The 25,887-nt window shown below is 71.5% G+C and carries 26 protein-coding genes; 10 read left to right on the top strand and 16 right to left on the bottom strand.

Going from position 1 to position 25,887, the window contains the following annotated elements:
• Position 1: 1 nt before the first annotated feature.
• From AB0C33_RS42585 to AB0C33_RS42615, 7 genes are all read right to left on the bottom strand, one after another.
• On the bottom strand, positions 2-1,087 hold the full coding sequence (locus AB0C33_RS42585; RefSeq protein ID WP_358298806.1) for an SPFH domain-containing protein: 1,086 nt from the start codon (positions 1,085-1,087) through the stop codon (positions 2-4).
• Positions 1,088-1,091: 4 nt separating this feature from the next.
• Positions 1,092-1,523 (bottom strand): NfeD family protein, encoded by a 432-nt coding sequence (locus AB0C33_RS42590; protein ID WP_352324976.1) that lies wholly within the window; start codon positions 1,521-1,523, stop codon positions 1,092-1,094.
• 90 nt (positions 1,524-1,613) lie between these two features.
• Positions 1,614-2,765 (bottom strand): Ig-like domain-containing protein, encoded by a 1,152-nt coding sequence (locus AB0C33_RS42595; RefSeq protein ID WP_358298808.1) that lies wholly within the window; start codon positions 2,763-2,765, stop codon positions 1,614-1,616.
• 78 nt (positions 2,766-2,843) lie between these two features.
• Entirely contained in the window at positions 2,844-3,947 is a 1,104-nt protein-coding gene (gene fahA / locus AB0C33_RS42600) for a fumarylacetoacetase (RefSeq protein ID WP_358298810.1), read from the bottom strand.
• On the bottom strand, positions 3,944-4,702 hold the full coding sequence (locus tag AB0C33_RS42605) for a hypothetical protein (RefSeq protein WP_358298812.1): 759 nt from the start codon (positions 4,700-4,702) through the stop codon (positions 3,944-3,946). The genes fahA and AB0C33_RS42605 overlap by 4 nt, the downstream gene beginning before the upstream one ends.
• On the bottom strand, positions 4,699-5,868 hold the full coding sequence (locus tag AB0C33_RS42610; RefSeq protein ID WP_358298814.1) for a homogentisate 1,2-dioxygenase domain-containing protein: 1,170 nt from the start codon (positions 5,866-5,868) through the stop codon (positions 4,699-4,701). Before AB0C33_RS42610 ends, AB0C33_RS42605 begins: the two co-directional genes overlap by 4 nt.
• Before the next feature lie 77 nt (positions 5,869-5,945).
• On the bottom strand, positions 5,946-6,575 hold the full coding sequence (locus tag AB0C33_RS42615; protein WP_352361631.1) for a helix-turn-helix domain-containing protein: 630 nt from the start codon (positions 6,573-6,575) through the stop codon (positions 5,946-5,948).
• Positions 6,576-6,659: 84 nt separating this feature from the next.
• Here AB0C33_RS42615 and AB0C33_RS42620 point away from each other — a divergent pair, with 84 nt between their 5' ends.
• From AB0C33_RS42620 to AB0C33_RS42630, 3 genes are read left to right on the top strand one after another with little or no spacing between them, the layout of a single operon-like run.
• Positions 6,660-7,298: a hypothetical protein gene (locus tag AB0C33_RS42620; protein WP_358298816.1), complete on the top strand. Its 639-nt coding sequence runs from the start codon at positions 6,660-6,662 to the stop codon at positions 7,296-7,298.
• A 38-nt stretch (positions 7,299-7,336) separates the two neighbouring features.
• On the top strand, positions 7,337-8,491 hold the full coding sequence (locus tag AB0C33_RS42625; RefSeq protein WP_358298818.1) for an FAD-dependent oxidoreductase: 1,155 nt from the start codon (positions 7,337-7,339) through the stop codon (positions 8,489-8,491).
• Positions 8,492-8,548: 57 nt separating this feature from the next.
• A complete protein-coding gene (locus AB0C33_RS42630) occupies positions 8,549-9,028 on the top strand; it encodes a hypothetical protein (RefSeq protein ID WP_358298820.1) in 480 nt (159 codons plus the stop codon).
• Here AB0C33_RS42630 and AB0C33_RS42635 read toward each other — a convergent pair.
• Positions 9,020-10,270: an MFS transporter gene (locus tag AB0C33_RS42635; protein ID WP_358298822.1), complete on the bottom strand. Its 1,251-nt coding sequence runs from the start codon at positions 10,268-10,270 to the stop codon at positions 9,020-9,022. The genes AB0C33_RS42630 and AB0C33_RS42635 overlap by 9 nt on opposite strands.
• A gap of 273 nt (positions 10,271-10,543) precedes the next feature.
• Here AB0C33_RS42635 and AB0C33_RS42640 point away from each other — a divergent pair, with 273 nt between their 5' ends.
• Positions 10,544-11,830 (top strand): hypothetical protein, encoded by a 1,287-nt coding sequence (locus tag AB0C33_RS42640; protein ID WP_358298823.1) that lies wholly within the window; start codon positions 10,544-10,546, stop codon positions 11,828-11,830.
• A 57-nt stretch (positions 11,831-11,887) separates the two neighbouring features.
• Here AB0C33_RS42640 and AB0C33_RS42645 read toward each other — a convergent pair whose 3' ends face one another.
• The 3 genes from AB0C33_RS42645 to AB0C33_RS42655 all read right to left on the bottom strand — a co-directional run bounded on the left by AB0C33_RS42645 (position 11,888) and on the right by AB0C33_RS42655 (position 14,326).
• Positions 11,888-12,502, bottom strand: coding sequence for a helix-turn-helix domain-containing protein (locus tag AB0C33_RS42645; RefSeq protein WP_358298964.1), 615 nt, complete (start codon positions 12,500-12,502; stop codon positions 11,888-11,890).
• Between the two features lie 632 nt (positions 12,503-13,134).
• The gene (locus tag AB0C33_RS42650) at positions 13,135-13,335 is read right to left on the bottom strand and encodes an EF-hand domain-containing protein (protein ID WP_352324961.1); all 201 of its coding nucleotides are present in this window, start codon (positions 13,333-13,335) and stop codon (positions 13,135-13,137) included.
• A gap of 112 nt (positions 13,336-13,447) precedes the next feature.
• The gene (locus tag AB0C33_RS42655; protein ID WP_358298825.1) at positions 13,448-14,326 is read right to left on the bottom strand and encodes a LysR family transcriptional regulator; all 879 of its coding nucleotides are present in this window, start codon (positions 14,324-14,326) and stop codon (positions 13,448-13,450) included.
• Positions 14,327-14,388: 62 nt separating this feature from the next.
• On the opposite strand from AB0C33_RS42655, the gene AB0C33_RS42660 reads away from it, so the two are divergent.
• Positions 14,389-15,372 carry an aldo/keto reductase gene (locus AB0C33_RS42660; protein WP_358298826.1) on the top strand — a complete coding sequence of 328 codons (984 nt, stop codon included), beginning with the start codon at positions 14,389-14,391 and terminating at the stop codon, positions 15,370-15,372.
• On the opposite strand, the gene AB0C33_RS42665 is transcribed toward AB0C33_RS42660, so the two are convergent.
• From AB0C33_RS42665 to AB0C33_RS42675, 3 genes are all read right to left on the bottom strand, one after another.
• Complete coding sequence (locus AB0C33_RS42665; RefSeq protein WP_358298828.1) at positions 15,338-16,726, bottom strand: MFS transporter; 1,389 nt, start codon at positions 16,724-16,726, stop codon at positions 15,338-15,340. The two genes, AB0C33_RS42660 and AB0C33_RS42665, sit on opposite strands and share 35 nt — an antisense overlap.
• 94 nt (positions 16,727-16,820) lie before the next feature.
• Positions 16,821-17,798 (bottom strand): sigma-70 family RNA polymerase sigma factor, encoded by a 978-nt coding sequence (locus AB0C33_RS42670; RefSeq protein WP_358298830.1) that lies wholly within the window; start codon positions 17,796-17,798, stop codon positions 16,821-16,823.
• A gap of 36 nt (positions 17,799-17,834) precedes the next feature.
• Positions 17,835-18,242 (bottom strand): SgcJ/EcaC family oxidoreductase, encoded by a 408-nt coding sequence (locus AB0C33_RS42675; protein ID WP_358298832.1) that lies wholly within the window; start codon positions 18,240-18,242, stop codon positions 17,835-17,837.
• Between the two features lie 166 nt (positions 18,243-18,408).
• Between AB0C33_RS42675 and AB0C33_RS42680 the strand changes: the two genes are divergently transcribed.
• Entirely contained in the window at positions 18,409-19,521 is a 1,113-nt protein-coding gene (locus tag AB0C33_RS42680; protein WP_358298834.1) for an FAD-dependent oxidoreductase, read from the top strand.
• A gap of 13 nt (positions 19,522-19,534) precedes the next feature.
• On the opposite strand, the gene AB0C33_RS42685 is transcribed toward AB0C33_RS42680, so the two are convergent.
• A complete protein-coding gene (locus AB0C33_RS42685; protein WP_358000015.1) occupies positions 19,535-19,996 on the bottom strand; it encodes a MarR family transcriptional regulator in 462 nt (153 codons plus the stop codon).
• 161 nt (positions 19,997-20,157) lie between these two features.
• Here AB0C33_RS42685 and AB0C33_RS42690 point away from each other — a divergent pair, with 161 nt between their 5' ends.
• A complete protein-coding gene (locus tag AB0C33_RS42690) occupies positions 20,158-21,822 on the top strand; it encodes an alpha-amylase family protein (RefSeq protein ID WP_358298835.1) in 1,665 nt (554 codons plus the stop codon).
• Positions 21,823-21,916: 94 nt separating this feature from the next.
• Here AB0C33_RS42690 and AB0C33_RS42695 read toward each other — a convergent pair whose 3' ends face one another.
• A complete protein-coding gene (locus tag AB0C33_RS42695; protein ID WP_358298837.1) occupies positions 21,917-22,510 on the bottom strand; it encodes a TetR/AcrR family transcriptional regulator in 594 nt (197 codons plus the stop codon).
• A 67-nt stretch (positions 22,511-22,577) separates the two neighbouring features.
• Between AB0C33_RS42695 and AB0C33_RS42700 the strand changes: the two genes are divergently transcribed.
• From AB0C33_RS42700 to AB0C33_RS42710, 3 genes are read left to right on the top strand one after another with little or no spacing between them, the layout of a single operon-like run.
• The gene (locus tag AB0C33_RS42700; protein ID WP_358298839.1) at positions 22,578-23,300 is read left to right on the top strand and encodes an SDR family oxidoreductase; all 723 of its coding nucleotides are present in this window, start codon (positions 22,578-22,580) and stop codon (positions 23,298-23,300) included.
• Positions 23,301-23,309: 9 nt separating this feature from the next.
• Entirely contained in the window at positions 23,310-24,083 is a 774-nt protein-coding gene (locus AB0C33_RS42705; RefSeq protein WP_358298841.1) for an alpha/beta hydrolase, read from the top strand.
• 25 nt (positions 24,084-24,108) lie between these two features.
• Positions 24,109-25,860 carry a 5'-nucleotidase C-terminal domain-containing protein gene (locus AB0C33_RS42710; protein WP_358298843.1) on the top strand — a complete coding sequence of 584 codons (1,752 nt, stop codon included), beginning with the start codon at positions 24,109-24,111 and terminating at the stop codon, positions 25,858-25,860.
• Positions 25,861-25,887: the final 27 nt, after the last annotated feature.

The raw sequence follows: 25,887 nt of genomic DNA on the forward strand, positions 1-25,887 counted from the left end.
GTCAGCGGCCGGTGTCCTCGGGGTCGCGCTCGCGCTCCAGGTCGGGGAACGGGGACGGCTCGTTGACGGCCTGGGCGATCTGCCGGGGGCCCTTGGGGCTCTCGGCCTCCTGCGCGTCGGCGACCGCCTCGGCCGCCGCCTCCGAGGCCGCCGCGATCTCCCGGTCCAGCTCCTCCGACGGCCGGGGCTGCTCCTCGCGGGTGGCGGCCGACTTCGGCAGCGCCTCGGTGAACGCCTTCGAGACGCCCTGCAACGCCGAGGTGACCTCGCTCGGGATGACCCAGAACGTGTTGCCGCTGCCCTGGGCGAGCTGCGGCAGCACCTGAAGGTACTGGTAGGCCAGCAGCTTGGGGTCGGGGTCGTTGCGGTGGACGGCCTGGAAGACCTGGTCGATGGCGCGCGACTGGCCCTCGGCCTCCAGGATGGCGGCCGAGCGCTGGCCCTCGGCCCGCAGGATGCGGCTCTGCTTGTCACCCTCGGCCGTGAGGATCTGCGACTGGCGCTGGCCCTCGGCGTTGAGGATCGCGGCCCGCTTGTCGCGCTCGGCCCGCATCTGCTTCTCCATCGCGTCCTTGATGGTCTTGGGCGGGTCGATGGCCTTGACCTCGACGCGGTTGACCCGGATGCCCCACTTGCCGGTGGCCTCGTCGAGCACGCCGCGCAGCTGGCTGTTGATGGTGTCGCGCGAGGTGAGCGTCTTCTCCAGGTCCATCGAGCCGATCACGTTACGCATGGTCGTGACGGTGAGCTGCTCTATGGCCGTGATGTAGTTGGCGATCTCGTACGCCGCCGCCCGCGGGTCGGTGACCTGGAAGTACAGGACGTTGTCGATCTCGACGACCAGGTTGTCCTCGGTGATGACCGGCTGCGGGCGGAAGGTCACCACCTGCTCGCGCAGGTCGATCATCGGATAGACGCGGTCGACGTAGGGGATGACGAAGTTGAGACCCGGCTTGAGCGTGCGGTGGTAGCGGCCGAGCCGCTCCACGTTGCGGGCCCGCGCCTGGGGCACGATCCGCACGGCCTTGAGCACGGTGAACGCGGCGAAAAGGATGATCAGCAGTCCGGCTATCAGCAACGGGTCCATGTGGTCACTCCCGTGGATACACGAGGGCCGTGGCGCCCTCGATCTCGATGATGTCGACGGTCGCCCCGGTGGGGATCACCAGGGTCTCGTCATAAGCGCGTGCGGACCACTCCTCACCCCCGATGCGGACCCGCCCGTCGCGGCCCGTGACCTCGGAGACCACGTACGCGGGCTTGCCGACCAGCGCCTCCACGCCGAAACGCTGCAACGGCGGCTGCTGAAGATGGCGGACGGCGAGCGGCCGGATGACCACCATCCCCGCCGCGGACGACAGGGCGAACACGAGGATCTGCAAGGGGACGGGCAGCCCGACGGCGGCCGTCACGGCGGTCAGGAGAGCGGCCACGCCCAGGAGCCCGAGGGCCGCCGTGAGAGTGAACAGTTCGGCCACACCGAGGACGACTGCGAGGATTATCCAGATGACCCATTCATCCATGCTCCGGCCCTCCTGAACCTATAACGGGCCTGTGTGTGTGACTGGTTCCCCCTTACCACCGTAATCCCCCGTTCGTCCGCAGGGCACCCGTCACCGGCCGGTCGCCGGGGCGGTCAGGGCGCTTCCCAGGGTCCACTTCTCCCACGGAAGTTGCCAGAAGCCCCACCCGTTGTCCCATTCCAGCCGGCGGGCGGTGCCCGTGATCAGCACGGGGTCGCCGCGCAGCGAACCGGCGTAGAACCAGGCCGCCTGGTCGGGGCGGGCGTTGATGCAGCCGTGGCTGACGTTTTCCCTTCCCTGGGCCCAGACGTTGTCCTTCGCGTGCACGTACTCGCCGCTGTTGGAGATGCGCACGGCGTGCTCGATCAGCAGGTCGTAGTAGCCGGGGTCGCCCTTGACGCGGCCGGGGGAGATCATCCGGACCGGGTTGCCCTTGTCCATGGTCAGGTGCATGCCGCTGGTGGTGGTGTATTCCCGCGTGGTGGCCATGCCGGCGCTGATGGCCATCTGCTGCACCACCCGGCCGTCGCGGCGCACGACCATCTGGTGGATGCGGGCGTCGACCGTGCTGGTCTGCCTGCGGCCCACGGTGAAGGCGAAGGTGGAGTCGAGGGTGCCGTAGACGCCGGGGGCCGGGCGCACCCCGGCCAGGTGGGCGCTGACCATCACCTGCTGCCCCGAGGCCCAGAACCGGCGGGTGCGGTAGACCACCTGCGTGTCGCTGGTCCAGCGCCAGGCGCCCTCGGCCGGGGTCTTCGTGGTGACCTCCAGCGACCGCTCGACGGCCGCCTTGTCCTGGATCGGGGTGTCGAAGTCGATGACGACCGGCATGCCCACGCCGACGGTCTCGCCGGGCAGCGGCGCGGTGGCGGCCACCCCGAACGTGTGCTCGGCGGCGCGGGTGCGGAAGCGGCCCATGGACACCGTGGACGGGCCGTTCTCGCCCGCGGCCGTGGCGGTGACGGTGTACTCGGTCGCGGGTTTGAGCGTCCAGTCGGAGCGCCACCTGGTGTGCGAGGCGTCGAGCCGGCCCGGGACGTGCTCGCCTCCCTCGTAGACCAGGACCTGGGTCAGCCGGCCGCCCTGCGCCGTGATGACCAGCCCCTTGTCGGGACGGGCCCGCTTGGCGTCGAAGGCGGGGAAGACGCGCACGACCGCGGGCGCGGCCGGGGAGTCGCCGACGGGACCGCAGCCGCAGCAGGCCAGGAGGAAGGCGACACACAGGATCGCGGCACGCCGCACGTCACTCTCCGAGGGCTTTCCGAGGGAAGGGGACTTCCCAGATTAGCGGTGAGTGACGGTCGAAGCACCTTGAGTTACTTATCCGATGGTTCCGGACACCTCGCCCAATGTCAGGCCGCCCGCGGTGGCCCGGATCGTCACCGTGTCGCCGTCCTGGAGGAAGGTGCGGGTGTCGCCGCCGGACAGCTTGATCGGTTCGGCGGCGTTCCAGGTCAGCTCGATGAGCGAGCCGCGCTGGTCGCGTTCCGGGCCGGAGATCGTGCCGCTGGCGAACAGGTCTCCGGTGCGCAGGGAGGCGCCGTTCACGGTCATGTGGGCGAGCATCTGGTCGGGCGTCCAGTACATGCTCGGGTACGGCGGGCGCGAGATCACGTCGCCGTTGAGCACGACCTCGACGGCGATGTCCAGGCCCCAGTCGCCCTGCCTGCGCAGGTAGTCGAGCGGCTCGGGGTCCTGCGGGCGGCCCGGGACCCGGGGCAGCGCCTCCAGCGGCGTGACCCACGGCGAGACCGAGGTCGCGAACGACTTGCCCAGGAACGGCCCGAGCGGCACGTACTCCCACGCCTGGATGTCGCGCGCGCTCCAGTCGTTGACCAGCGTCACCCCGAACACGTGGTCCTCGAACGCCCCGGCCGGCGAGCCCAGCTCCGACGGCACGCCGACCACGAACCCCAGCTCGGCCTCGATGTCGAGCTTGGCGCACGGCCCGTAGACCCCGGCCCTGAGCTGGCCGTGCGGACGCCGGACCGGCGTGCCGGACACGACGACCGTGCCCGACCTGCCGTGGTAGCCGACGGGCAGGTGACGCCAGTTGGGCAGCAGCGGCTCGGCGTCGGGACGGAAGATCCGGCCGATGTTGCTCGCGTGGTCGAGCGAGCAGTAGAAGTCGACGTAGTCGGCCACCTCGAACGGCATGTGCAGCCGCACCTGGTCGAGCGGGATCAGGTGGCTCTCGGTGACCGAGGAGTCGCCGGTCAGCTTGTTCTGGATGAGGGTCCTGGTGTCGTGCCAGGCCGAGCGGCCCCGCGCCATGAACGGGTTGAGCGAGGGGGCGGCGAACACCTCGTCGTGCAGCGCGGCGGCCAGGTCGAGCACCTTGTCGCCGTACCTGACGCCCACTCTGGGCGATTCGCCCTGACGGGAGAACACGCCGTAGGGCAGGTTGTCCACTCCCCAGCTCACTGAATCACTCCTAGCGTCTGCAGGTCCTCGATGGGCGTGCCGGTGCTGCAGGAGCCGTAGCTGACCAGCAGCCGCCGCGCCCGCTTCGCGGTCTCCTGGGTCACGGCCCCGGCCAGCCGCACGAGGTGGCCGACGTCGGTGGTGCGCAGCACGGGGACGGGGTCGCGGCCCTCCACGGCCTCGCAGACCGACAGCAGCAGGTTGAGGAAGCCGTGCCGGTCGACGCCGAGGCTCGGGTCGAAGTGCCGCACCGCGTGGTGCAGCCCGGCCGTGGCCTTGAACGGGACGTCGGCCTCGACGCAGCCCCGGACGAACGCCGCGAGGTGCTCCACCGACGGGAACGCCTCGGCCTTCAGCCCGCCGCAGCGCACCTTCAGCCCCACCCCGTCGGGCACCCCGGCGACCTTCCGGTCCGGCGGGACCTCGACGAACAGCCGCACGTGCGCCGGCAGGCCGAGGCGCCGGGCCAGCTCGGCGACGGACTCGTCGGCCCCGAGCGGGATCTCGACGAAGTCCACCGGCAGGTCGCCGAAGTCGGGGAGCTCGGGCGTGTCCACGATCAGCCCGATGCGCCGCGGCCGGTAGGCGTGCCCGCGCAGCCGGTCGAGCCGGCTGGCCGGGCAGAGGAAGCGGTGGGTGAGCACGCCGTTGCCGTGCTCCAGGTCGCGCTGGTTGCGGGCCAGCGCCTCGTCCATGTGCAGTGACGTCGGCGGGAACAGGCCCGCGTCGTCGACCAGTTCGCTGAAGAGAGTCATCGTGCCCAGGTCCATGCGTAGCCGGGATCCTCACAGGACAGCGCGCCCGGCCCGAGGTCGAGCGGGCGGAAGGTGTCGACCATCACGGCCATCTCGCTCGTGGTGGTGACGCCGCGGGCGACCGCGTCGATCACCGCCTCGACCGCGCCGGGCTGCGGGCCGTGCGTGAACCCGGCCGGGTGCAGCGAGACCGAGCCGACGTCGATGCCCGAGCCCTTGCGCGCGGTGTAGTCGCCGCCCACGTAGAACATGAACTCGTCGGAGTCCACGTTGTGGTGGTTGTACGGGATCGGGATGGCCTCGGGGTGGTAGTCGAGCGGTCGCGGACAGAACGAGCAGACCACGAACCCGGGCCCCTCGAACGTCTGGTGCACCGGCGGCGGCGCGTGCGTCTTCTTCACGATCGGCTCGAAGTCGTCGATGTTGAAGGCGTACGGATAGAGGTAGCCGTCCCAGCCGACCACGTCGAAGGGGTGGTTGCGGTAGACGAGCCTGGTCAGGCCGCCCCGCGTGCGGACCAGGACGGGCACCTCCTCGCCCTCGGCGAGCAGGGTCTGCGTGGGGGCGCGCAGGTCGCGTTCGCAGTACGGCGCGTGCTCCAGGAACTGCCCGTACTGCGACAGGTAGCGCTTGGGCGGCCTGATGTGCCCGGACGCCTCGATGGCCAGCACGTTGACCTGCCCGTCGGGCACCCAGCGGTGGATCGTGCCGGTCGGGACGACGACGTAGTCGCCCTCGCCGGCCTCGATGACGCCGTAGGTGGACTCGAAGCGGACCGAGCCGCGCTGCACGTAGACGCACTCGTCGCCCATGGAGTTGCGGTACAGCTCGCTGGGGCGGTCGCTGGTGGCGTACGACAACCGGACGTCGGCGTTGCCGGCGAGCAGGATGCGGCCGTCGACCAGGTCACCGGCGCTGGACAGCTCCTGCGTGCGGAAATGGCGCGGGGAGAGCGGCAGGTTGGGCTCCAGCCGCGTCGCGGACGCGGGCGTGACCGCCTCGGCCTTGATGATCGCGGTGGGCAGGTGGCGGTGGTAGAGCAGCGAGGAGTCGGACGAGAAGCCCTCCTCGCCCATCAGCTCCTCGGCGTAGAGGCCGCCGTCCGGCCGCCTGAACTGCGTGTGCCGCTTGCGTGGCACTTCCCCAACGACGCGGTAGTACGGCATCCGCCCTCCATGTTGTCCGCTTACCGGACGCATGTGTCCTCTATGTGTGACTACCGTCCGACATCGGTGTGGAGATGTCAACCCAGCGCGGCGGCCAGCTCGGCGGCCGCCGCCACCACGCGCGGCCCCGTCTCCTCCTCCAGCGGGCCGAACGTCACCACCCCCACCGAAGCCTCCAGCCACGGCAGCCCGGTCACGGGCGCGGCGATGCCCCGCGCCCCCACCTGCAACTGCCCCTCCGTCACGAGGTATTCGTCGCGCCCCTCGCGCAAAGCCAGGATCGCCCGGCCCGCCGCGCCTTTCGCCAGCGGATGGCGCGACCCCTCCCGGTAGGCCACGTGCAGATCGGTCCAGGACGGCTCCACCACCGCCACCGCCAGCCCGTCGTCGCCCTCGGCCACGGTCAGGTGCGCGGTCGCGCCCACCTGCTCGGCCAGCCGCCGCAGCGTCGGCACCGCCGCCGCCCGCAGCAACGGCTGCACGGCCTGGGCCAGCACCAGCACCCCGAACCCGAGATGCACCCGCCCTTCGGCGTCGCGGCGGACGAACCCCTCGTTCAGCAGCGTCGTCAGCAGCCGGTAGACCACCGGCCGGCTCAGCGACAGCTCGGTGCTCAGCTCGGTCGGGGTGCGCCCGCCCTTCCCGTCGGCGAGAAGTCGCAGCAGGCGCAGCCCGCGTTCGAGCGTCTGGGCGGATTCGGCGGCCATGACTTCGATTATGGAGTGACGGCTGACCAGTGAAAGAGCGCGGTGAAGGGGTACGTAGGGACGAGAGGCGTCGGGGGGGTGGAGATGCGGCAGAGGTGGCTGTTCCTGGTCGCCGGGCTGGCTCTCTGCGCCCTGCCGCCGGCCGTGCCGTCGCTCACCACGCCGATCGCGTACATGGCGAGGGAGACCCTGATCGACCCGCCGCCGCGCGCGGAGGGCGACCGGCTGGTCGAGAACACCTTCTACTTCACCCAGGGCATCACGGTGAGCCAGTGGCTGCTGCCGGTCGCCAAGGGCGTGACCTTCCGTCCCGGCTACGTCGCCGTGGGGGTCGGCGTCGACGCGAGCGGGCGGTTGTCCGGCACGCCCTCGCGGGTGGGCACGTTCATCGCCCCGGTCCGGCTCTGCGCCGGTCACTCGTGCGAGGAGCAGCTCATCACGCTGGTCGTGCTCGGGAACGTTCCATGGGAGCCGCGCGAGCTGACCTTCCCGGGCCGGGTCGGCGTCCCGCTCGCCGGGGAGATCGGCATCAACGGCGGCCCCCAGGGCGTCATCCCCACCTTCAGCGTGACCGACCACGCCAAGCTGCCCGCGGGCGTGACGATCGGCCCCGACGGGCACGTGGGCGGGGTGCCCCAGGCGGCCGGCATCTCCGAGGTCCCGGTGCGCGTCTGCGTGGCGGGCAACTGCGCGGGCGTCGTGGTCCGGTTGATCATCGTCTGACCCTTGCGCGGGGCGGTTCCTGCGGTCACGGTGGTTCCATGAAATCGGTCATTGTGGTCGGAGCCGGTATATGGGGGTCGTCGCTGGCGTTGCGGCTGGCCGAAACCGGCTGGCAGGTGACCCTGGTCGAACAGCACAAGCCAGGACACGTCCGGCAGGCCAGCGCGGGGGAGACGCGGCTCCTGCGCTGCGCGCACGGCGCCGACGACTGGTACGCGCGGCTGGCCTGGGAGGCGCGGGACGGCTGGCGGCGGCTGGGCGAGCGGGCCGGCGAGGAACTGTTCCTGGAGTCGGGCATGGTGTGGTTCGCGGCCCGGCCGGACGGGTGGGAGCACGCCAGCGCCCAAGTACTGAAAAATCTGGATATCCCGGTTGAGGTGCTCGACCCGGCGGACGGCCGGCGCTTCTTCCCCGACTATCGCGGCGACGACCTGAGCTTCCTGCTCCGCGAGCCGCACGCGGGCGTGCTCAGGGCGCGGCGGGCGACGCAGGTGATCGCCCGGCTGGCCCAGGCGGCCGGCGTCCGGCTGGTCAGAGGACGGGCGGCGCCCGTGCCGGGGCTGAGCGCGGTCGAGGTGGACGGCGAGGTGCGGCGGGCCGACCGCGTCGTGTGGGCGTGCGGCGCCTGGCTGCCCGGCCTGTTCTCCGTGCCGGTCACGGTGACCAGGCAGGACACGGTGCACTTCGCCGCGCCCGCCGCATGGTCGTCCCCCGAGACGCCCGCCTGGGTGGACTACGGCTCCTCGGCCTACGGGCACGGCGACGTGGACGGGGTCGGCATGAAGGCCACCTCCGACGCCGAAGGGCCGCCGTACGAGCCGGAGGAGGGCAGCCGGGCGGTGGACCCGTCCGCGGTCGAGCAGGCCCGCGACTACCTGCGGCGCAGGTTCCCCTCGCTGGCGGCCGCGCCGGTGCTGTTCAGCCAGGTCTGCCAGTACGCGCTCACCCCCGACGCCGAGTGGATCATCGCCGAGGACGCGCCCGGCGTGTGGCTGCTCGGCGGCGACTCGGGCCACGGGTTCAAGCACGCCCCGGCCCTGGCCGCGTACGTGGCCGCGATCCTGGACGGCGAGCGCGCCCCCGAGCCCCGCTTCGGGCTCGGCCACGAGCGCGTGGCCGCCCGCGGCCTGCGCACGAGCGGAGACCTCGGGGTAGGGCCCGCCTCACCGGGATTCGGGGGACGACGGGCGTGATCGGCGCGGGCGCGCGGATCAGACTTTCCCTGTAATCGAAACGACAGGGAGCCCGCCATGACCACCGCCCTCGCCTCGCAGACCGCCGAGCCTCGTACCCCCCAGCCGCCGCCCGTCGTGCACGCCGCCGCGCTGCTGTGGATGTCCGCCGTCGCGGCGGGGGCGTTCGAGACCGTGCTCGCCGTCGGCAGGGAGCTCTACGAGGGCACTTCGGGCGTCCTGGACCTGCTGCCCGGCGCCGGTCTGCGGGTGGCCGTCTTCGCCGCGGCGGTCTTCCTGGCGCTGCGGATGCGCGCGGGGCAGAACTGGGCCAGGCTCACGCTGGCCGTCGGGCTCGGCGTGTTCGGCACGTTGTCGCTGGTCGTGGGGCCGATCCAGTGGCTGCTGCACGGCGGCTCGATCGCCGAGGCCGCCGCCGGGGCCGACGTGGTGACCTGGCTCTTCACGATCAGCCGGGTGCTGCACGTGACGGCCGTGCTCGGGGCCGTCACGCTGATGTTCCAGCCGAGGGCCAACGCCTGGTTCCGCTCAGAGTGAGACCGGCTCGGGCTCCGGCTCAGGGGCGCGCAGGTTGCGCACCCCTGGCGCGGCCAGCGCGGCGAGCGTGGACAGCACGACGAGGGCGGCGCAGCCGAGCAGTGCCCCCTCGGTGCCGAAGGCCACCGCCGCCGGCGCGGCCAGCATCAGCCCGATCGGCCCGAACATCAGTGACCCGAGCGCGTCGTACGAGCTGACCCGCGACAACGACTCCGCCGGGATCTCGCGCTGCATCGTCGTCTGCCACAGCACGCCGAAGACGTCGAAGCACACGCCCAGCACGAACGCCCCCGCCACGATCGCCCACAGCGGCGCGTCGAGTCCGAGCAGCACGTACGGCAGCGCGGTCGGCAGGCACAACAGCGTGCCGAGCAGGATCGGCCGGCGCGGGCGCAGCCGCAACGACACCAGCACCCCGGCGATCGTCCCGACGGCCTCGCCCGCCAGGAACGCCGACCAGGCCGCCGGCCCGCCCAGGGTCTCCTTGGCCAGCAGCGGCCCGAGCACGCCGTGCCCGGCCTGGATCGCCATCACCAGCACCGAGAACTGGGCGACCACCACCCAGATCCACTGCCGCGAGCTGAACTCCCGCCACCCGTGGCGCAGGTCGGTCAGCACCGAGTGCCGCTCGGCCGCCGCGCGCTCGGCGGGGGTCGGGCGCAGCAGCGCGATCAGCACGCCGGCCACCGCGAACATCGCGCCGCTGACCAGCAGGGCCCAGCCGCCGCCGAACCACAGCACCGTGGCGCCGCTCAGCACCACCCCGGCCACGCGCGAGGCGTTCGCGCCGAGGCCGAGCAGCGCGTTGCCGGCCTGCAGCCGCTCGGCGGGCACGATCTCGGGGATGATGCCGGTCAGCGCCGGGAACATGACCGCCGTGCCCACGCCGCAGGCCGCCGCCGCGACGCTCATCACGGGCAGCGGCGCCCAGCCGGTCAGCAGCATCGCCGCCAGCGCGAAGTAGCCCAGCGCCATGAGCAGCTCGCCGGCCATCATCACCCGCTGCCGCGGCAGCCGGTCCGCGATCACCCCGCCGATCAGCATGAACACGATCATGGGCAGTGACTCGGCGGTGAGCACCACCGACAACGTCGTGGCGTCCGCGCCGGGCAGTTCCAGGATGCCGAAGGCGAGCGCCACGGGCGCGAAGGCGCTGCCGAGCATGGAGATGGTCCGCGCGGACAACAACAGGGCGAACTTGCGGTCGCGGAGCAGCCCGAGGTCGCGGAGGTAGCTGTGCACTGGGCCGGTCCCCTCGAAAACGTTCAAATCCGTCCCAGTCTGCCGCTTGTGGCAGTGCGGTGTCGTCCCAATATTCGTCATGGGGGGTGACAGGGCCGGTCGGGAAGCGCGGGCGGAGGGATGATCGCCCTGCGGCCTCGCCCGCGCTCGACTGCGACGCCTACTGCGCGTCGAGAACCGCGTGAGGATCGCCGTGGATCTCATTGAAGGTTGTTGATCGTCCCGATATTGTGCTATCTGCCCACGATCGCCCCCCATGGGAGTAAAGGCGCCATGCGACTGCGGAAGATCTTCGTCATCGGACTGGCCCTGTCGTTGCTCGGCGTCGGAGTTCCCGCCTGGTCGGAGGACGATCCACGGGGCTGCAACGACCTGATGTCCGCCGACACCCCGGCGTTCGTCGTCTGCCGCTGGCTGGCCACTCCCGAGGAGGCCGCCGACATCGCCCGGTTCTGGCTGGACAACGACGGCAAGAACATGATCGACTCCGGCCCGATGCACGAGATCGTGGTCGACTGCAGCGAAGCGGGCAACGAGTGCGCGACCGACTCCGAGGGCGACGGCGAGATGCACGACGTCGGCTCCCCGGACGTCGACGGCGCCGAGGACGGCGGCACCCCCGACCAGTGCCCGGACGGCCAGAAGTGCCACGTCGACCCCGACGGGATCTCGGCCGCCGCCAAGACGGCCGCCGCCGAGAGCCCGGCGGGCCAGGCCGTGAAGAGCGCGGTCGAGGCCGGCCTGCGGACCTGGATCGAGACCGAGCTGGCCGACGACTACAAGGCGGGCAAGCTGGCCGAGGCCGCCAAGAAGGTCGCCGCCCTGGCCGCGCAGCCGGGGGTCGCCGGGATCAGGTTCACCTCGCAGCTCGGCTACAACCAGACCTTCGCCACGGCCGAGGAGCTGGACAAGTTCGTCACCGAGGCCACGACCGCGCTGCGCAACCTCGTGCCGGGCAAGAAGCTGGCGGCGCACACGGTGGTCCCGCTGTTCGGCTGCGGCGCCAACGACGCCTGCAAGGCCGAGATGACCAAGAAGTACCCGCTGCTCGACCCCGCCCGCATCGGCGCCTGGCTCTCCGGCGGCCAGATCGACCAGCTGACCCTGGACACCGGCCACCTGGCCACCGAGTACGCCACCTGGAAGATCGACGCCGCCGAGGCCCAGCGCAACCAGTGGATCCAGGTCCGCGCCCGCGCCTGGGACGCCTACGCCCAGATCGCCGCCGAGGACGCCGGGTTCACCGCCGCCGGCACCTCCAAGCTCACCGCCGAGCAGGCCACCCAGGCCATCACCGACCGCATCGCCGCCCCGCTCCAGGCCGACGCCGCCGAGACCGTCGTCCTGTGGAGCCGCTGGCAGGACGCGCAGGGCCAGGTCAACCGGGTGTACGGCGAGAAGTGGGCGGCCAACACCACCTGGGACCAGCTCAAGAAGCTCGGCACCGTGCGCCCGCGGCTGGCCACCGTCTACGACTACAGCAGCCCCGAGGCCGACGTCGCCACGGACATCAAGAACTTGTCCGAGGTCTTCGGCCAGGTCTACCTGCACACCGCCTGACGGCAGCCGCCCGGTCCCGCCCGGTCCCCACCGCGCCGGCCGGGCGCGCCGGGCCGGTCACGGCCCGGCGGCGATGAGGGCCTGGCGGGCCCTGAGCACGATCTCCAGCTCGAACCGGACGTCGGGATCGGCGAGCTGGTCGCCGTAGAGCTCTTCGAGCTGCCGCAGCCGGTAGCGCACGGTCTGCGGATGCACGTGCAGCCGGGCGGCCACCTCGCCGGCGCCCCGGCCGTGCCGCAACCAGGCCAGCAGCGTCTCGGCCAGCCGGTCCTGCTGGGCGGCCGCAGGTGGGCCAGCGGCGCGAGGCGGGCCTGCGCCATGGCGCCGACCAGCTCCTCGTCCTTGAACACCACGAGCGTGGCCATGTGGTCGGCGCAGCGCAGGAGCCCGCGCGGCAGCACGCCGCGCCGGGACAGCTCCAGAGCCTCGCGCGCCCACCTCAGGGACGTCGCCGCCGCGGCCGGCGGCACCGCCGGGCCGATCGCGGCACGGTGGCCGCGCAGCGCGTGGTCGAGCAGCTGCGCCTGTCCCGGCCCGTCCGGGTCGGGCACCAGCAGGCACGGCGCGGGCCGTTCCAGCCCGCCGAGCACGTCCGGCGGCAGCGCGGGCGCCCGGTACGTGCCGTGCCGGTCGTCGAGCGCCACGCCCGCCACGGTCCGCGGCAGCCGCCATCCGGCGGCCCTGGCCAGGTCGGCGACGGCCTCGGGGGCGGCGGGCGGCCGGCTGAGCAGCAGGTCGAGCAGGCGGTTGCGGCGGCGTTCGAGCTCGCCGGCGGCGTGCGCCCTGGCCTCGTCGAAGCCCTGGGCGGCGGCGTCGGCGAGCCGGTCGAGGCAGACGAAGATGGCCTCGCCCAGGTCGTACACGGTCTGCGGGGTCAGGCCGAGCGGGTCGGCGATCTCCGTCAGCCGCCGCCAGCAGACGCGGGCGCCGAGCCGCATGGCCGTCTGCAGCGGCTCCAGGTTGCGGCCCTCGGCCGCCTCGCCCTTGCCGATCATGCGGAACGGCTCGGGGTCGAAGGGGGCGCCCGGGTTCTCGATGCGGTCGAGGAAGCCGTCGATGGCCTCCTCGACCGCCATCTTCACGACTTTGATGGAGATCTCGTCGGCCGGTCGGGCGTACTCGGGGATCCGGGTCTGGATCTCCTCGACCACCTCGGCCGAGACCTTTCCGATGCCCGCCTTGAGCGTTCTCACGATGTCCGCGGGGAGCCGGGTTTCGCTGATGTCACTCTTGATGGCCATCGTCCCTCCTGTCGCCATTGTGGCTCAGGCGAGAAGAGTTTGCCTAGCAAGAGCTTGTTTCTGTCATTTCTGCAGGAATGCGCCGAACTCGTCCACGTCAATCAGGCCGTCGCCGTCCTTGTCCAGTTTCCGCACGCCTTCCTGGGCCGCGTCCAGCGTGATGGGCTGGCCGAGGATCTCCATCAGGCGGACGAGTTCGACGGCGGAGATGCGGCCGTCCTTGTCGACGTCGATGAGGTCGAAGGTGATGGCGTGGTCGCTCATAGGGGGTGCCTTTCCTGTGTTACCGGTGCGTCGGGTCAGACCTTAGTGGCGACTTCCCGAAACGTGCCGATGAATTCGGGCGTATCGTCGGAAATGCGGGCCTTCCTTTGAGTCAGACCGTGGCGGCGGCCCGTTTCAGGGCCTCGACGAAGGCGGTGACGTGGGGACGGGCGTCGCCGCGGCGCCAGGCGATGGCGAGCCGGCCCGGCTGCAGACCCGTCACCGGGCGGTAGACCATGCCAGGACGCTTGTAGAGCGCCGCGTTCCCCTCGGCCACCAGGACGACGCCCAGCCCGCTGATCACGGCCTCGAACACCTCCTCGGGCGTGTTCGCCGTGACGCCGACGACCGGGTCGTCGTCCCGGGCGTCGCGGGCGAGCCAGAAGTCGCGCAGCGGGCCGGCCGCGGCGGGCAGCGCGATGAACGGCTCGTCCCGCAGCTCGGCGAACGGGACCTCGGCCAGGCCGGCCAGCCGGTGACCGGCCGGCATCGCCACCCCCCGCTCCTCGGTGACCAGCACGTACGTCTCCAGCCCCGGCGGCACCGGCAGCCAGATGAACGCCACGTCGGAGGAGCCGTCGGCGAGGCCGCCGCTCGGGTCGTCCCAGCCCACGAGCCGGAGCGACACCTCCCATCCGGGCCGGGCCTGCCGGAACAGCCGCAGCGCCTCCTGCTGCAACCCGCGGCCGACGGCCGTCTGCATGCCGATGACCAGCGTCCCGGCGGGGGCGGCGGCGCGGGCCGTCTCCACGCCGGCGGCCCAGCGTCCGAGCAGGTCGCGGGCCACCGGCAGCAGCGCCGCGCCCTGCCGGGTCAGCGTCACGCCGCCGTGCACGCGTTCCAGCAGCGCGAACCCGAGCTGCCGCTCCAGCACCCTGAGCTGCTTGGACAGGGCCGGCTGCGAGACGAAGAGGCGCTCGGCGGCGCGCGTCACGTTCAGCTCCTCGGCCACCGCGACGAAGTAGCGGAGGTCCCGCAGGTGCACGTCCATAACCGATGGTTATAGCAAAGGGTCTTGGACGCCGGGCGTCCACCGGCGGCACGATCATCGTCATGAAGACACGCGAACTCGGAACACTGCAGGTCCCCGCGCTCGGTTTCGGCGCGATGGTGCTCTCGCCAGGTGTGTACGGCGACATCGACGACACCCGGGCCGAGAAGGCGTTGCGGGCGGCCCTGGACGGCGGCGCCGGCCACATCGACACCAGCGACGCCTACGGCGTGGACGGCCACAACGAGCGCCTGGTCGGCCGCGCGCTCAAGGGACGCCCCCGCGACGAGGTCGTGGTGGCCACCAAGTTCGGCCTGGCGATCCCCGAAGGCGAGCCCAGCCGCCCGTACCCGGTCGGGTACGCCTTCAACGAGCTGCGCGTGAACGCCGACCCGCGCCTGGTCCGCCGCTACGCCGAACGCAGCCTGCGCAACCTGGACACCGACGTGATCGACCTGTACTACCTGCACTACCCGGACCCCGGCGTCCCGGTGGAGGAGACGGTCGGCGCGATGGCGGACCTGGTGCGCGACGGCCTGATCAGGCACATCGGCCTGTCCAACGTGACGGCGGCCCAGCTCAGGGCCGCGCACGCGGTCCATCCGGTGACGGCCGTGCAGAACGAGTGGTCGATGTGGCGGCCGGTGGAGCCGGACCTGCTGGCCGCGGCCCGCGAGCTCGGCGTCGGCCTGGTGGCCTGGAGCCCGCTGGGCAACGGCTTCCTGACCGGCACGGTCCAGCGGCTGGAGGAAGGCGACTTCCGCCACAACGCGCCCCGGTTCTCGGCGGAGAACCTGGCCGGCAACAACGACAGGTACGCCCCCATCCGCACCCTGGCCGCCAACCTCGGCATCACCCCCGCCCAGCTGGCCCTGGCGTGGCTGCTGCACCAGGACGAGCACGTCGTGGCGATCCCGGGCAGCCGCACCCCCGCCCACATCGAGGAGAACCTGGCCGCCGCCGACCTCACCCTGCACCCGGACACCCTGACCAGGATCGACGAGGCGCTGGTCAGGTTCGACGTGTCCGGCGGCACCCTCCTGTGAACGCCGGGTCGCCGCTCCCCCGCGTCGCCCGGACGGCGCACAGGGCCGCGCCCACGAGCAGGACGGCGACCGCGCCGACGACCCGCAGCAGCCCGTCGGCCGAGGACGGCGCGGCGAAGTAGACGCTGCCGAGCCCGGCGACGGCGGTCACCCCGGCCAGCACCGGCCCGGTGGCGTTCAGCGCCGAGATCGCCGACGCCAGCCGCGGCTCGACCAGCGTGGTGACGCGCGCGATCAGCGGGCTGTACCCGGCGGCGTGCCCGGCCCCGGCCAGGAGCAGCAGCGGGACGGCCACGACCGGCCGCCACTCGTCCCGGCACAGCAGCGCCAGCAGGCCCGCCCCCGCCGCGAAGGCGACCGGACCCGCGACCGGCAGGACCCGCTGCAGTCCCCGCGGATACCGGGTCCAGCTCAGGCTGAGCGCGCCGAATCCCAGCGCGTACGGGACGAAGGCCAGCCCCGCCCACAGCGGCGAGTACCCCAGCGCGGTCTGGAGGTGCAGCGTGAGGGTGAGCAGGAAGACGGTGTAGCAGCCCATGACGATCCAGCACGCCGCCAGCCCCGGCCTCACCCCGCGCGGCCGTACCGAGGCCAGGTCGAGCAGCGGGTGCCGGGCCCTGGTCTCGTGCCGGACGAACACCACCGACAGCGCGGCGCCGCAGGCCAGTGAGATCCACATCCAGAGCGGCCGGCCGAGGTCGCGGCCGAAGATCAGCGGGACGGTGATCGCGGCCATGGCCGCGGTCAGGATCGCCACGCCGCCCGGGTCGAGGCGCGCCCGCGCGGTCACGGGCGAGGGCGGCAGCAGGCGCGGCCCCACGGCCAGCGCGATCACGCCGATCGGGATGTTGATCAGGAACACCGGCCGCCAGGACAGGCCCAGGAGGTCGGCGCTGACGACCAGCCCGCCGACGACCTGCCCCAGCGCGACGCCCAGGGCGAGCACCATGCTGTACAGGCCGATCGCCCGGCGGCGGGCGTCGCCCTGCCAGTGCGTCTGGATGAGCGCGAAGATCTGCGGGGTGAGCAGCGCCGCCCCGGCGGCCTGCGCGACGCGCGCGAGCACCAGCACGCCCACGTCGGGGGCCAGCCCGCACAGCAGCGAGGCGGCGGTGAACCAGCCCAGCCCGAACAGGAACGCGCGTCGCTGCCCGACGAGGTCGCCGATGCGCGCGCAGGTGACCAGGAGCACACCGACGGTCAGCAGGTAGCCCGACACGACGAGCTGGATCGCCGTGCCGCCGGCGTGGAGGTCCTGGCGGATGGTCTGCGCGGCGACCGACACGATCGATCCGTCCATGGAGGCCATGACCTGACCGGTGAGCAGCACGGCGAGCATCGGGCCACGGCGCACGCCGGTCACCAGGGTAGAAACGGGTGAAATCACCCGCCCAGCATCGGCCGTCCGCCCCTGCCCGGTCTTGAAGAAACTTGCGGGCCCGCCGGGCTCATCGGGGCGCGTCGAAACCGGCCGCCAGACCGAAGGCCGCGAAGATCTCGGCCCCCTGGAACACCGAGTTCCGGCTGATGCCCTCGGCGGTGACGGTGAAGATCTGCAGCGTGTGGGGCTCGTACCGGTCGCCGGCGCGCCGGAAGGCGCCGAACCCCGGCTGGCCGTTGGCCGTGACCGCCGCCAGCCGCCAGTCGGTGCCGGCCGCCTCGAAGACCCAGTCCATGAACAGGCCGTAGTTGCCGCGCCCGGCGAACCAGTTGAGCATCGGCGGCATCTCCATGACGACGTCCTCGGTGAGCAGCCGTTTGAGCTCCTCGACGTCGGCGTGCTCGAAGGCGCGCATGTAGCGGTCGACCCAGGCGCGCTGCTCGGCCAGCGGCGGCTCGCCGAGCGGTTCGCGCCGGACGCCGGCCTCCTTCACCCGGGCACGCGCCCGCTGCAGGGAGCTGTTCACCGACACGACGGTGGTGCCGAGGATCTCCGCCGACTCCGACGCGGAGAAGCTCAGCACGTCCCGCAGGATCAGCGCGCCGCGCTGGCGCGCCGACAGGTGTTGCAGGGCGGCGGCGAACGCCAGGCGCAGGCCGCTGCGCTCGACCACGGCGCCGGCCGGGTCGCCCGCGTCCAGCATCGAGTCCGGCAGGGGCTGGAGCCAGGCCAGGTTCTCCCCCTGGACGAGCGGCGCCAGCGGGTCGGACGCGGCCACCAGCCCCGACGGCAGCGGCCGGCGCCCCCGCACCTCCAGGGCCGTCAGGCAGGCGTTGGTCGCGATCCGGTAGAGCCAGGTGCGCAGGGAGCTGCGGGTGCCGTCGTACTGCTCCCGCGCCCGCCACGCCCGCAGGTACGTCTCCTGGACCAGGTCCTCGGCGTCGTGGGGTGAGCCGAGCATCCGGTAGCAGTACGCCAGCAGCTCCTTGCGGAACGGCTCGATCCGGCGATCGAAGCCCTCTTGTCCCGGCGTCACCGCGTCCACGCCCTTGCCCTGCCTTCCGCCTGCCTTACGGGTACGTCAGCCTGCCACGACGGCCGGGCTGTTGTGGTAGGCCGCGAGCAGCCAGGCGCCGTCCCGCTTCTCGAGCACCCAGGTCGCGTACACCATACGCTCGGCGGGGACCTCGGTCTCGCCGGGGAAGAGGACGCCGGTCTCGCTCACCGCGATCGCGGCGCTCTCGCCCAGGAAACGGATGCTCTCCAGCCGGTCGGCGGTCGTGCTGCCCTTGAGGTAGGACGCGAAGCCCTCGGCCATCTTCCCGCGCACCTCCTCCCTCGACCGGCGCACGCTGCCGGGCAGGATCGAGGTGGCGTCCTCGGTGTAGTCGGTGACGAAGGCGTCGGCGTCGCCGTCGGCCCATGCCTGGTAGAGGCGCTCAAGGACGCTCTTGATGGCGGCCACGTCGTGCTCTCGGGTCTCGGTCATGGCTCTCTCTCCTCATCGCTGATGACAGGTTCACGGATACGTACCGGCGGGGCCGCCGGAACTCATCGCGCCGGGGCGGAGAACTTTCGGGCAGTTGCGGTTCGGGTTACGAACTATTATGGTTCGTAATACGAACAAGCTGTGGTTCCGATGGGAGATGTGCACCATGAGCCGTACTGTGGCGATCATCGGTGGTGGTTACGGCGGCGCGGCGGCCGCCAAGGCGCTGGACGAGCACGCGGACGTCGTGCTCATCGAGCCCAAGGACGCCTTCGTCCAGAACGCCGCGTCCATGCGGGCCCTTGCCCGGCCGGAATGGGCCGGGAAGATGTTCTTCCCCTACGACCGGTTGATGGAGCGTGGCCGGATCGTCAGGGAGCGGGCGGTCTCGGTGGATTCGCGGGGTGTGCTGCTGGCGTCCGGGGAACGGGTGGAGGCCGACTACCTCGTGCTGGCCACCGGGTCGGGGTACCCCTTCCCGTTCAAGTTCGAGGACGACCTGGCCGGGCAGGCGCGGGAGCGCATCCACGCCGTCCACGGGGAGCTGGCGGAGGCCGGGCGGGTGCTGATCGCCGGGGCCGGGCCGGTCGGGCTGGAGCTGGCCGGGGAGATCAAGGCGGTGTGGCCGGACAAGCGGGTCACGATCGTCGATCCCGGCACGGAGCTGCTGCCGGCGTTCGAGCCGCAGGTGCGCGCCGACCTGCGCAGGCAGCTCGCCGAGCTGGGGGTGGAGCTGCTGCTCGGCACCACACTGGACGCCGAGCCGCCCGCCGGGCCGGGGCGGGCCGGGCCGTTCACCGTCGGGTCCACGGCGGGGGAGCTGTCGGCTGACATCTGGTTCCGCGCGTACGGCGTGCGCGTCCGTACCGGCTACCTCGATGGCGACCTCGGCGCCGCGCGCACGCCCCGCGGCCACGTACGGGTGACCGAACGGCTCAACGTCGAGGGTCACGAGCACGTCTACGCGATCGGCGACATCACCGACCTGGCCGAGGCCAAGATGGCCGGGAACGCGATGCAGCACGCCGAGGTCGTGGCCGCGAACATCATCGCCCAGCTGCGCGGCGAGCGGCCCTCGTCGGTGTACCGGCCCTCGCCGCTGCCGTTCGTGCTGCTGCCGCTGGGGGCCGAAGGGGGCGTCGGCCAGCTGCCCTCGCCCGAGGGGCCGATCGTGCTGCCGGCCGAGTCGGTGGCCGACTACAAGGGCCGGGACCTGTTCACCGGACGGTTCGCTGAGCTGTTCGGGGTCGCCGGCGAGCCGGCGCCGGCCGGGGTGTGACAGCGGGCGGCGGTCAGGGGGTGTCGGCGCGCTCGATGAAGACCGTGGGGGCGTTGTTGTCCCGCACCAGGCGGGAGAGCAGATCGGCGAGCGTGGCGCGCTCGGCCTCGTCGAGCCCCGACGGAAGCTCGTCGATGCGCCGGCACGCCTCGGTGTAGAACTCGTCGGCGAGCTTGGCGCCCTCCTCGGTCAGCGTGACCTGGACGGCGCGCCGGTCGGCGGGGTTGGGCTCGCGGCGCACCATGCCGCGCTGCGCGGTGCGGTCGACCAGCTCGGTGAGGCTCGACTTGGCCAGGCGCAACATCGCGCCCAGCTCGCTCATCCCGTACGGCTGGGCCATCAGCACGCACAGGAGCTGGCCCTGCTGGGAGGTCAGCCCGTACGCGCGGGCGGACTCGGCGTAGACGGCGTTGACCAGGAAGGTCGAGCGCACCAGGGCGGAGACGACTCCCAGCTGCTCCTCGGGCTTGGCCATGAGATCAGATTACCATCAGTTCGGCCCCCGAACTATTCGCGTGGGATCCGCACGGCTGCTCGGGTTCGGCGATGCCCCGGTAGCCCGAGGTCACGGGATTAGAACCGGACGCAAACCACCAAAAGGACATTTCTTCTGGCCGGGTGGGTAGCAGGCCCGCCATGCGACTGACGTACACCTCCGACGTCTGGTGGAAGAACGCCGTCGTGTACTGCCTGGACGTGGAGACGTTCAAGGACGGTAACGGCGACGGTGTGGGCGACTTCCGCGGCTTGACCCAGCAGATCGACTACCTCGCGGGTCTCGGCGTGACCTGCCTCTGGTTGATGCCGTTCTTCCCCACCCCCAACCGGGACGACGGTTACGACATCACCGACTTTTACAGCATCGACCCCCGGCTGGGGACCCTGGGCGACTTCGTGGAGTTCATGCGGACCGCCAACGACCGGGGCCTGCGGGTGATCGCGGACCTGGTCGTCAACCACACCTCGGACCAGCACCCCTGGTTCAAGGAGTCGCGCAAGAGCAAGGACTCGCCGATGCGCGACTGGTACGTCTGGTCCGACACCCCCGAGCCCGACGACCCGAAGCAGGTGGTCTTCCCCGACAAGGAGGACTCCATCTGGCAGTACGACAAAGGCAGCGGCCAGTACTACCTGCACAGCTTCTACCGTCACCAGCCGGACCTGAACGTCGGCAACCCCGAGGTCAGGGACGAGATCACCCGCATCCTCGGCTTCTGGATGGAGCTCGGCCTGTCGGGCTTCCGGGTGGACGCGGTGCCGTTCCTCATCGAGAACGTCAACCCCAAGCTGGCCAACCCGCACGAGTTCCTGGCCGACCTGCGGGCCTTCATGACCAGGCGCAAGGGCGGCTCGATCCTGCTGGGCGAGGTCAACCTGCCCTACAAGGAGTTACTGCGGTACTTCGGTGAAGGGCTCGGTGACCAGATCACCATGTGCTTCGACTTCATCGGCATGCAGAACAGCTGGCTCTCCTTCGCCCGTAACAACGCCCGCCCCCTGATGGACGCCCTGCAGGAACGCCCCCGGGCCCCCAAGGACTGTCAATGGGCGATGTTCCTCCGCAACCACGACGAACTGACCCTCGACAAGCTCACCGAAGAGGAACGCCAGGAGATCTTCCAGGCGTTCGGCCCCCGTAAGGACATGCAGATCTTCGGCCGCGGGCTGCGGCGGCGGCTGCCCACGATGTTCGGCGGCGACCTGCGGCGCATCAAGATGGCCTACAGCCTGCTGTTCTCCCTTCCCGGCACCCCCGTGATCTTCTACGGCGAGGAGATCGGCATGGGGGAGAACCTGGACGAAGAGGGGCGGATGGCCGTCCGCATCCCCATGCAGTGGTCCGAGGACGGCGGCTTCAGCCAGAAGGAGGAGACGGTCCGCGAGATCCCCGAGGGCTCGTTCGCGCCCGACCGGGTCAACGTGGCCGACCAGAAACGCGACACCGACTCGCTGCTGCGCTGGTTCCAGCTCCTCATCGAGCGGTACCGCGAATGCCCTGAGCTGGCCTGGGGGCAGTACACGGTGCTGGACACCGGCGACGACGCGATCTTCTCGCACCGCTGCGACGCCGACGGCGCGACGGTCGTGGTCGCCCACAACCTGTGCGACACGGCCAGGGACGTCGAGCTGCGGCTGGACGGCCTGGAGAACTGCGACCTCACGGACCTGCTGGTGGACGGCACGATCAAGGTGTCGGCCGACGGCACGGCCAAGCTCGCGCTGGGACCGCACGGCTGCCGCTGGCTGCGCGCCTCGCCCCCCGAACTGCCCCCGGAGGACGCGGGCGTCATGTCGCAATAAATCGGACGGCCAAGCATTCCAGGCGTTTGTAAGCCGCGCGGCCGCGCGGGTCAGGTTTTGTGCGCCGGGCGGCCGTGCGGCTTTCGCGCGGCCGTCAGCGCGGGGGCGGCGGGTAGGCCGCCATGGCGAGTTCGGCGACCCCCAGCAGGCCGGCGTAGGAGGCGCCGTCGCGGGACTGCGTGGACATGCCCTGGATCACCGACGCGAAGAAGGTGGCCAGGGCTTCCGTGTCGGTGCCGGGGGCCAATCGGCCGGCCGCCACGTCGTCGTCCACGCGCTTCCTGATCGCCGCCTTCGCCGCCTCCCTGAACCCGCGCAGCAACTCCGCCACGTCGGCGGACTCCGGCCCGCAGTTGACCGCGGCGCTGATGATCAGGCAGCCGGGCGGGTGGTCCGCGTTCGTGTACTCGGCGGCCGACTCGCGCAGCACGCGTTCGACGGCCCGGCGGCCGGTGGGCTCCTCGGCGAGCGCCCTGGTGGTGAACGCGCCGTGGGTGAGCTGGTAGCGGCGCACCGCCTCCTCGAACAGCCGCCGTTTGTCGCCGAAGGCCGCGTACAGGCTGGGGGGCCTGATGCCCATGGCGGCGGTCAGCGCCGCGATCGAGGTCGCCTCGTAGCCGTGCTCCCAGAACGCGCACAGCGCGCTCTCCAGTGCCGCGTCCCTGTCGAATGCCCGCTGCCTCGCCATGCGCTCATTCTATAGCGATCGCTATGTTATGGTTTCTGTATCGATCGCTAAAGAAAGGATTCGAGCGATGAGGACTGCCCTGGTGACGGGCGCCGGCAGGGGCATCGGCCGGGCCATCGCGCTGCGCCTGGCCAAGGACGGGTTCCGCGTGATCGTGAACTACGCCAGGGACGCCGCCGCGGCCGAGGAGGTCGTCGGGCTGATCGGGGCGAACGCCGTGGCCGTGCGGGCCGACCTGGGCGTGCCCGAGGAGGTCGAGCGGCTCGCCCGCCGGGTGGCCGAGGAGACCGACGTGCTTGACGTGCTGGTCAACAACGCCGGCATCGGCCTGTCCACGCCGCTCGCGCAGGAGACGGAGGAGGGCTACGACCGGCTGTTCGCGGTCAACGTCAAGGGCCTGTTCTTCCTCACCCGGCAGGTGCTGCCGCTGATCCCCGACGGCGGCCGCATCGTGAACATCACCTCCGGCGCGGCCCGCATCGCCTATCCCGAGGGCATCGCGTACGCGATGACCAAGGGCGCGGTCCAGGTGTTCACGCTGGCCCTGGCCAAGGAGCTGGGGCCGCGCGGCATCACGGTCAACAACGTCGCGCCCGGCATCATCGACACCGACGTCAACGCGGGCTGGCTGAGCGACCCCGGGGCCCGCGCGTACGCGGCGAGCAGGCACGCGCTCAACCGCATCGGCGAGCCCGGCGAGATCGCGGACGTGGTCGCGTTCGCCGCCTCGCCCGCGGCGAGCTTCATCACCGGCACCACCCTCGACGCCACCGGCGGCGGAAACCTCTAGGAGACCCCCATGCCCACAGTCGTCCACGACGGCGGACACGTGCACTTCAACCGGGCGGGCAGCGGCCCCGGCCTGGTCATGGTGCACGGCACCGGCGGCGACGCCGTCAGCAACTACGGCCACCTCGTCCAGAACTTCGCCGACATCCGCACGGTGATCACCCCCGACTACGCCGGCAGCGGCGAGACCGCCGACCCCGGCGGCGACCTCACCCTCGACCTGCTGATCGAGCAGGTCGCGGCGACCTTCCCCGAGGGCGGCCCGGCCGACCTGGTCGGCTTCTCGCTGGGCGCGGTGGTGGCGGCGGGGGTCGCCGCCCGGCATCCCGAGCTGGTCAGGCGGCTGGTGCTCATCGCGGGCTGGACGCACGCCGGCGACCCCCGGCTCCGGCTCGGCCTGCGCACCTGGGCCCGGCTGGCGGCCACCGACCCCGAGAGCTTCGCGGCGTACGCCCCGCTGGTCGGCTTCAGCCCGGCCTTCGTGAGCGGCCAGGGCGAGGACGGACTGAAGGCCATGATGGCCGGCGACCCGCCCCCCGGCACGGTACGCCAGATCGAGCTGGACCTCAGGACCGACATCAGGGACCTGCTCCCGAGCATCACCGCGCCCACGCTGGTGATCGGCTGCACGCAGGACCACCTCGTCCCGGTCGGGCACGCCCGCGCCCTGCACGCCGCGCTGCCCGGCAGCCGTTACGCCGAGCTGGACAGCGGGCATGTGGTGCTACACGAACGTCCCGAAGAGGTGACAGCCTTGATCCGCGATTTCGTAACCAACGAGTAATTTGTCCTGGTTACCCTCCAGGCACATGCAGACCAAGAAGCTCGCCGCCACAGGGGCCGCCGCGCTGACCGCGCTGGCCCTGGTGGCGTTCCCCGCCCACGCGAGCGGGGACAAGAGCGTCACCGTCACCGTGATGGGGACGTCGGACATCCACAGCAACGCCCTCAACTGGGACTACTTCAAGGACGCCGCCTACGCCGACAAGCAGGGCAACACCATCGGCCTGGCCCAGGTGTCGTCGCTGGTCAACAAGGTCAGGGCCGAGCGCGGGGCGGACCACACGCTGCTGTTCGACTCGGGTGACACGATCCAGGGCACGCCCCTGGCCTACTACTACGCCAAGGTCGAGCCGATCACCGAGACCGGGCAGACCCACCCGATGGCCAAGGCCATGAACGCCATCGGCTACGACGCCGTCACCCTCGGGAACCACGAGTTCAACTACGGTCTGCCGCTGCTGGCCACCTGGATCAGGCAGATGCGGGCGCCGGTGCTGGGCGCCAACGCCGTGCACGCCGGGAGCGGGCTGCCGGCGTACCGGCCGTTCGTGATCAAGACCATGAAGGTCAAGGGCGACAAGCCGATCAAGGTCGGCGTGCTCGGCCTGACCAACCCCGGCGTGGCCATCTGGGACAAGGCGAACGTCGAGGGCAAGCTGCGCTTCACCGACCTGGTCGAGTCGGCCAGGAAGTGGGTGCCGGTCATCCGCGGCCTCGGCGCGGACGTGGTCGTGGTGACCGCGCACGCGGGCGACAGCGGCATGTCCTCCTACGGCACCGACCTGCCCGTGGAGAACGCCTCGGCGATGGTCGCCGAGCAGGTGCCGGGCATCGACGCGGTGCTGTTCGGGCACGCGCACAACGAGGTCGCCCAGCGCTTCGTGACCAACAAGAGCACCGGGCAGCAGGTGCTGCTCACCGAGCCGGGCAAGTGGGGCCAGCGCCTGTCGCGGCTCGACTTCACCCTCACCAAGCAGCGCGGGAAGTGGGTCGTGACCGGCAAGAGCTCGGCCACGCTCAACACCAACACGGTGACGGAGGACCCGAAGATCGTCTCTCTGCTCAAGCCGCAGCACGACACCACGGTGGGCTACGTCAACAAGGTCGTCGCCAAGTCGGCCGAGGAGCTGTCGGCGGCCGAGTCGCCGTACAAGGACACGCCGATCCTCGACTACATCCAGCAGGTGCAGACCGAGACGGTGAAGGCCGCCCTGCCGGGCAACACGCTGCCGGTGTTGTCGATCGCCGCGCCGTTCAGCCGCACCGCCGTCTTCCCCGCCGGTGACGTGCGGGTCAGGGACGTGGCCGGGCTCTACGTCTACGACAACACGCTGCTGGCGATCAAGCTGACCGGCGCCCAGATCAAGGACTACCTGGAGTACTCGGCCCGGTACTTCAACCAGCTCAACCCGGGCGACCCGGTGGACGTCACCAAGCTGACCAACGCCGGCAACACCCCGGACTACAACTACGACCAGCTCTTGGGCGTCTCCTACGACATCGACGTGGCCAAGCCCGCCGGGCAGCGCGTCGCCAACCTCACCTTCGAGGGCGCGCCGATCCCGGCCGGCAAGGAGTTCGTGGTCGCGATCAACAACTACCGCCAGTCGGGCGGCGGCGGCTTCCCGCACGTCACCACCGCTCCCGTGCTGTACAACGCGCAGGTGGAGATCCGCCAGGCGCTGATCGAGTACGCCACCGCCAAGGGCACGATCAACCCCGCCGACTTCGCCTCCGCCAACTGGCGGCTGACCCGCGACGGCGCTCCGCTGTTCTGACCCGACGCCAGGCGGGTGCTCCACCAG

It is taken from the genome of Nonomuraea sp. NPDC048881, assembly GCF_040649795.1.
Classification (GTDB): Bacteria; Actinomycetota; Actinomycetes; order Streptosporangiales; family Streptosporangiaceae; genus Nonomuraea.

Bases quoted from the DNA above. Each gene is read 5' to 3' on its own strand.
- AB0C33_RS42585 (WP_358298806.1), bottom strand. From the start codon at position 1,087: ATGGACCCGTTGCTGATAGCCGGACTGCTGATCATCCTTTTCGCCGCG.
- AB0C33_RS42590 (WP_352324976.1), bottom strand. From the start codon at position 1,523: ATGGATGAATGGGTCATCTGGATAATCCTCGCAGTCGTCCTCGGTGTG.
- AB0C33_RS42605 (WP_358298812.1), bottom strand. From the start codon at position 4,702: ATGACTCTCTTCAGCGAACTGGTCGACGACGCGGGCCTGTTCCCGCCG.
- AB0C33_RS42610 (WP_358298814.1), bottom strand. From the start codon at position 5,868: ATGCCGTACTACCGCGTCGTTGGGGAAGTGCCACGCAAGCGGCACACG.
- AB0C33_RS42615 (WP_352361631.1), bottom strand. From the start codon at position 6,575: ATGGCCGCCGAATCCGCCCAGACGCTCGAACGCGGGCTGCGCCTGCTG.
- AB0C33_RS42620 (WP_358298816.1), top strand. From the start codon at position 6,660: ATGCGGCAGAGGTGGCTGTTCCTGGTCGCCGGGCTGGCTCTCTGCGCC.
- AB0C33_RS42625 (WP_358298818.1), top strand. From the start codon at position 7,337: ATGAAATCGGTCATTGTGGTCGGAGCCGGTATATGGGGGTCGTCGCTG.
- AB0C33_RS42630 (WP_358298820.1), top strand. From the start codon at position 8,549: ATGACCACCGCCCTCGCCTCGCAGACCGCCGAGCCTCGTACCCCCCAG.
- AB0C33_RS42640 (WP_358298823.1), top strand. From the start codon at position 10,544: ATGCGACTGCGGAAGATCTTCGTCATCGGACTGGCCCTGTCGTTGCTC.
- AB0C33_RS42645 (WP_358298964.1), bottom strand. From the start codon at position 12,502: ATGGCGGCTGCCGCGGACCGTGGCGGGCGTGGCGCTCGACGACCGGCA.
- AB0C33_RS42650 (WP_352324961.1), bottom strand. From the start codon at position 13,335: ATGAGCGACCACGCCATCACCTTCGACCTCATCGACGTCGACAAGGAC.
- AB0C33_RS42655 (WP_358298825.1), bottom strand. From the start codon at position 14,326: ATGGACGTGCACCTGCGGGACCTCCGCTACTTCGTCGCGGTGGCCGAG.
- AB0C33_RS42660 (WP_358298826.1), top strand. From the start codon at position 14,389: ATGAAGACACGCGAACTCGGAACACTGCAGGTCCCCGCGCTCGGTTTC.
- AB0C33_RS42675 (WP_358298832.1), bottom strand. From the start codon at position 18,242: ATGACCGAGACCCGAGAGCACGACGTGGCCGCCATCAAGAGCGTCCTT.
- AB0C33_RS42680 (WP_358298834.1), top strand. From the start codon at position 18,409: ATGAGCCGTACTGTGGCGATCATCGGTGGTGGTTACGGCGGCGCGGCG.
- AB0C33_RS42685 (WP_358000015.1), bottom strand. From the start codon at position 19,996: ATGGCCAAGCCCGAGGAGCAGCTGGGAGTCGTCTCCGCCCTGGTGCGC.
- AB0C33_RS42690 (WP_358298835.1), top strand. From the start codon at position 20,158: ATGCGACTGACGTACACCTCCGACGTCTGGTGGAAGAACGCCGTCGTG.
- AB0C33_RS42695 (WP_358298837.1), bottom strand. From the start codon at position 22,510: ATGGCGAGGCAGCGGGCATTCGACAGGGACGCGGCACTGGAGAGCGCG.
- AB0C33_RS42700 (WP_358298839.1), top strand. From the start codon at position 22,578: ATGAGGACTGCCCTGGTGACGGGCGCCGGCAGGGGCATCGGCCGGGCC.
- AB0C33_RS42705 (WP_358298841.1), top strand. From the start codon at position 23,310: ATGCCCACAGTCGTCCACGACGGCGGACACGTGCACTTCAACCGGGCG.
- AB0C33_RS42710 (WP_358298843.1), top strand. From the start codon at position 24,109: ATGCAGACCAAGAAGCTCGCCGCCACAGGGGCCGCCGCGCTGACCGCG.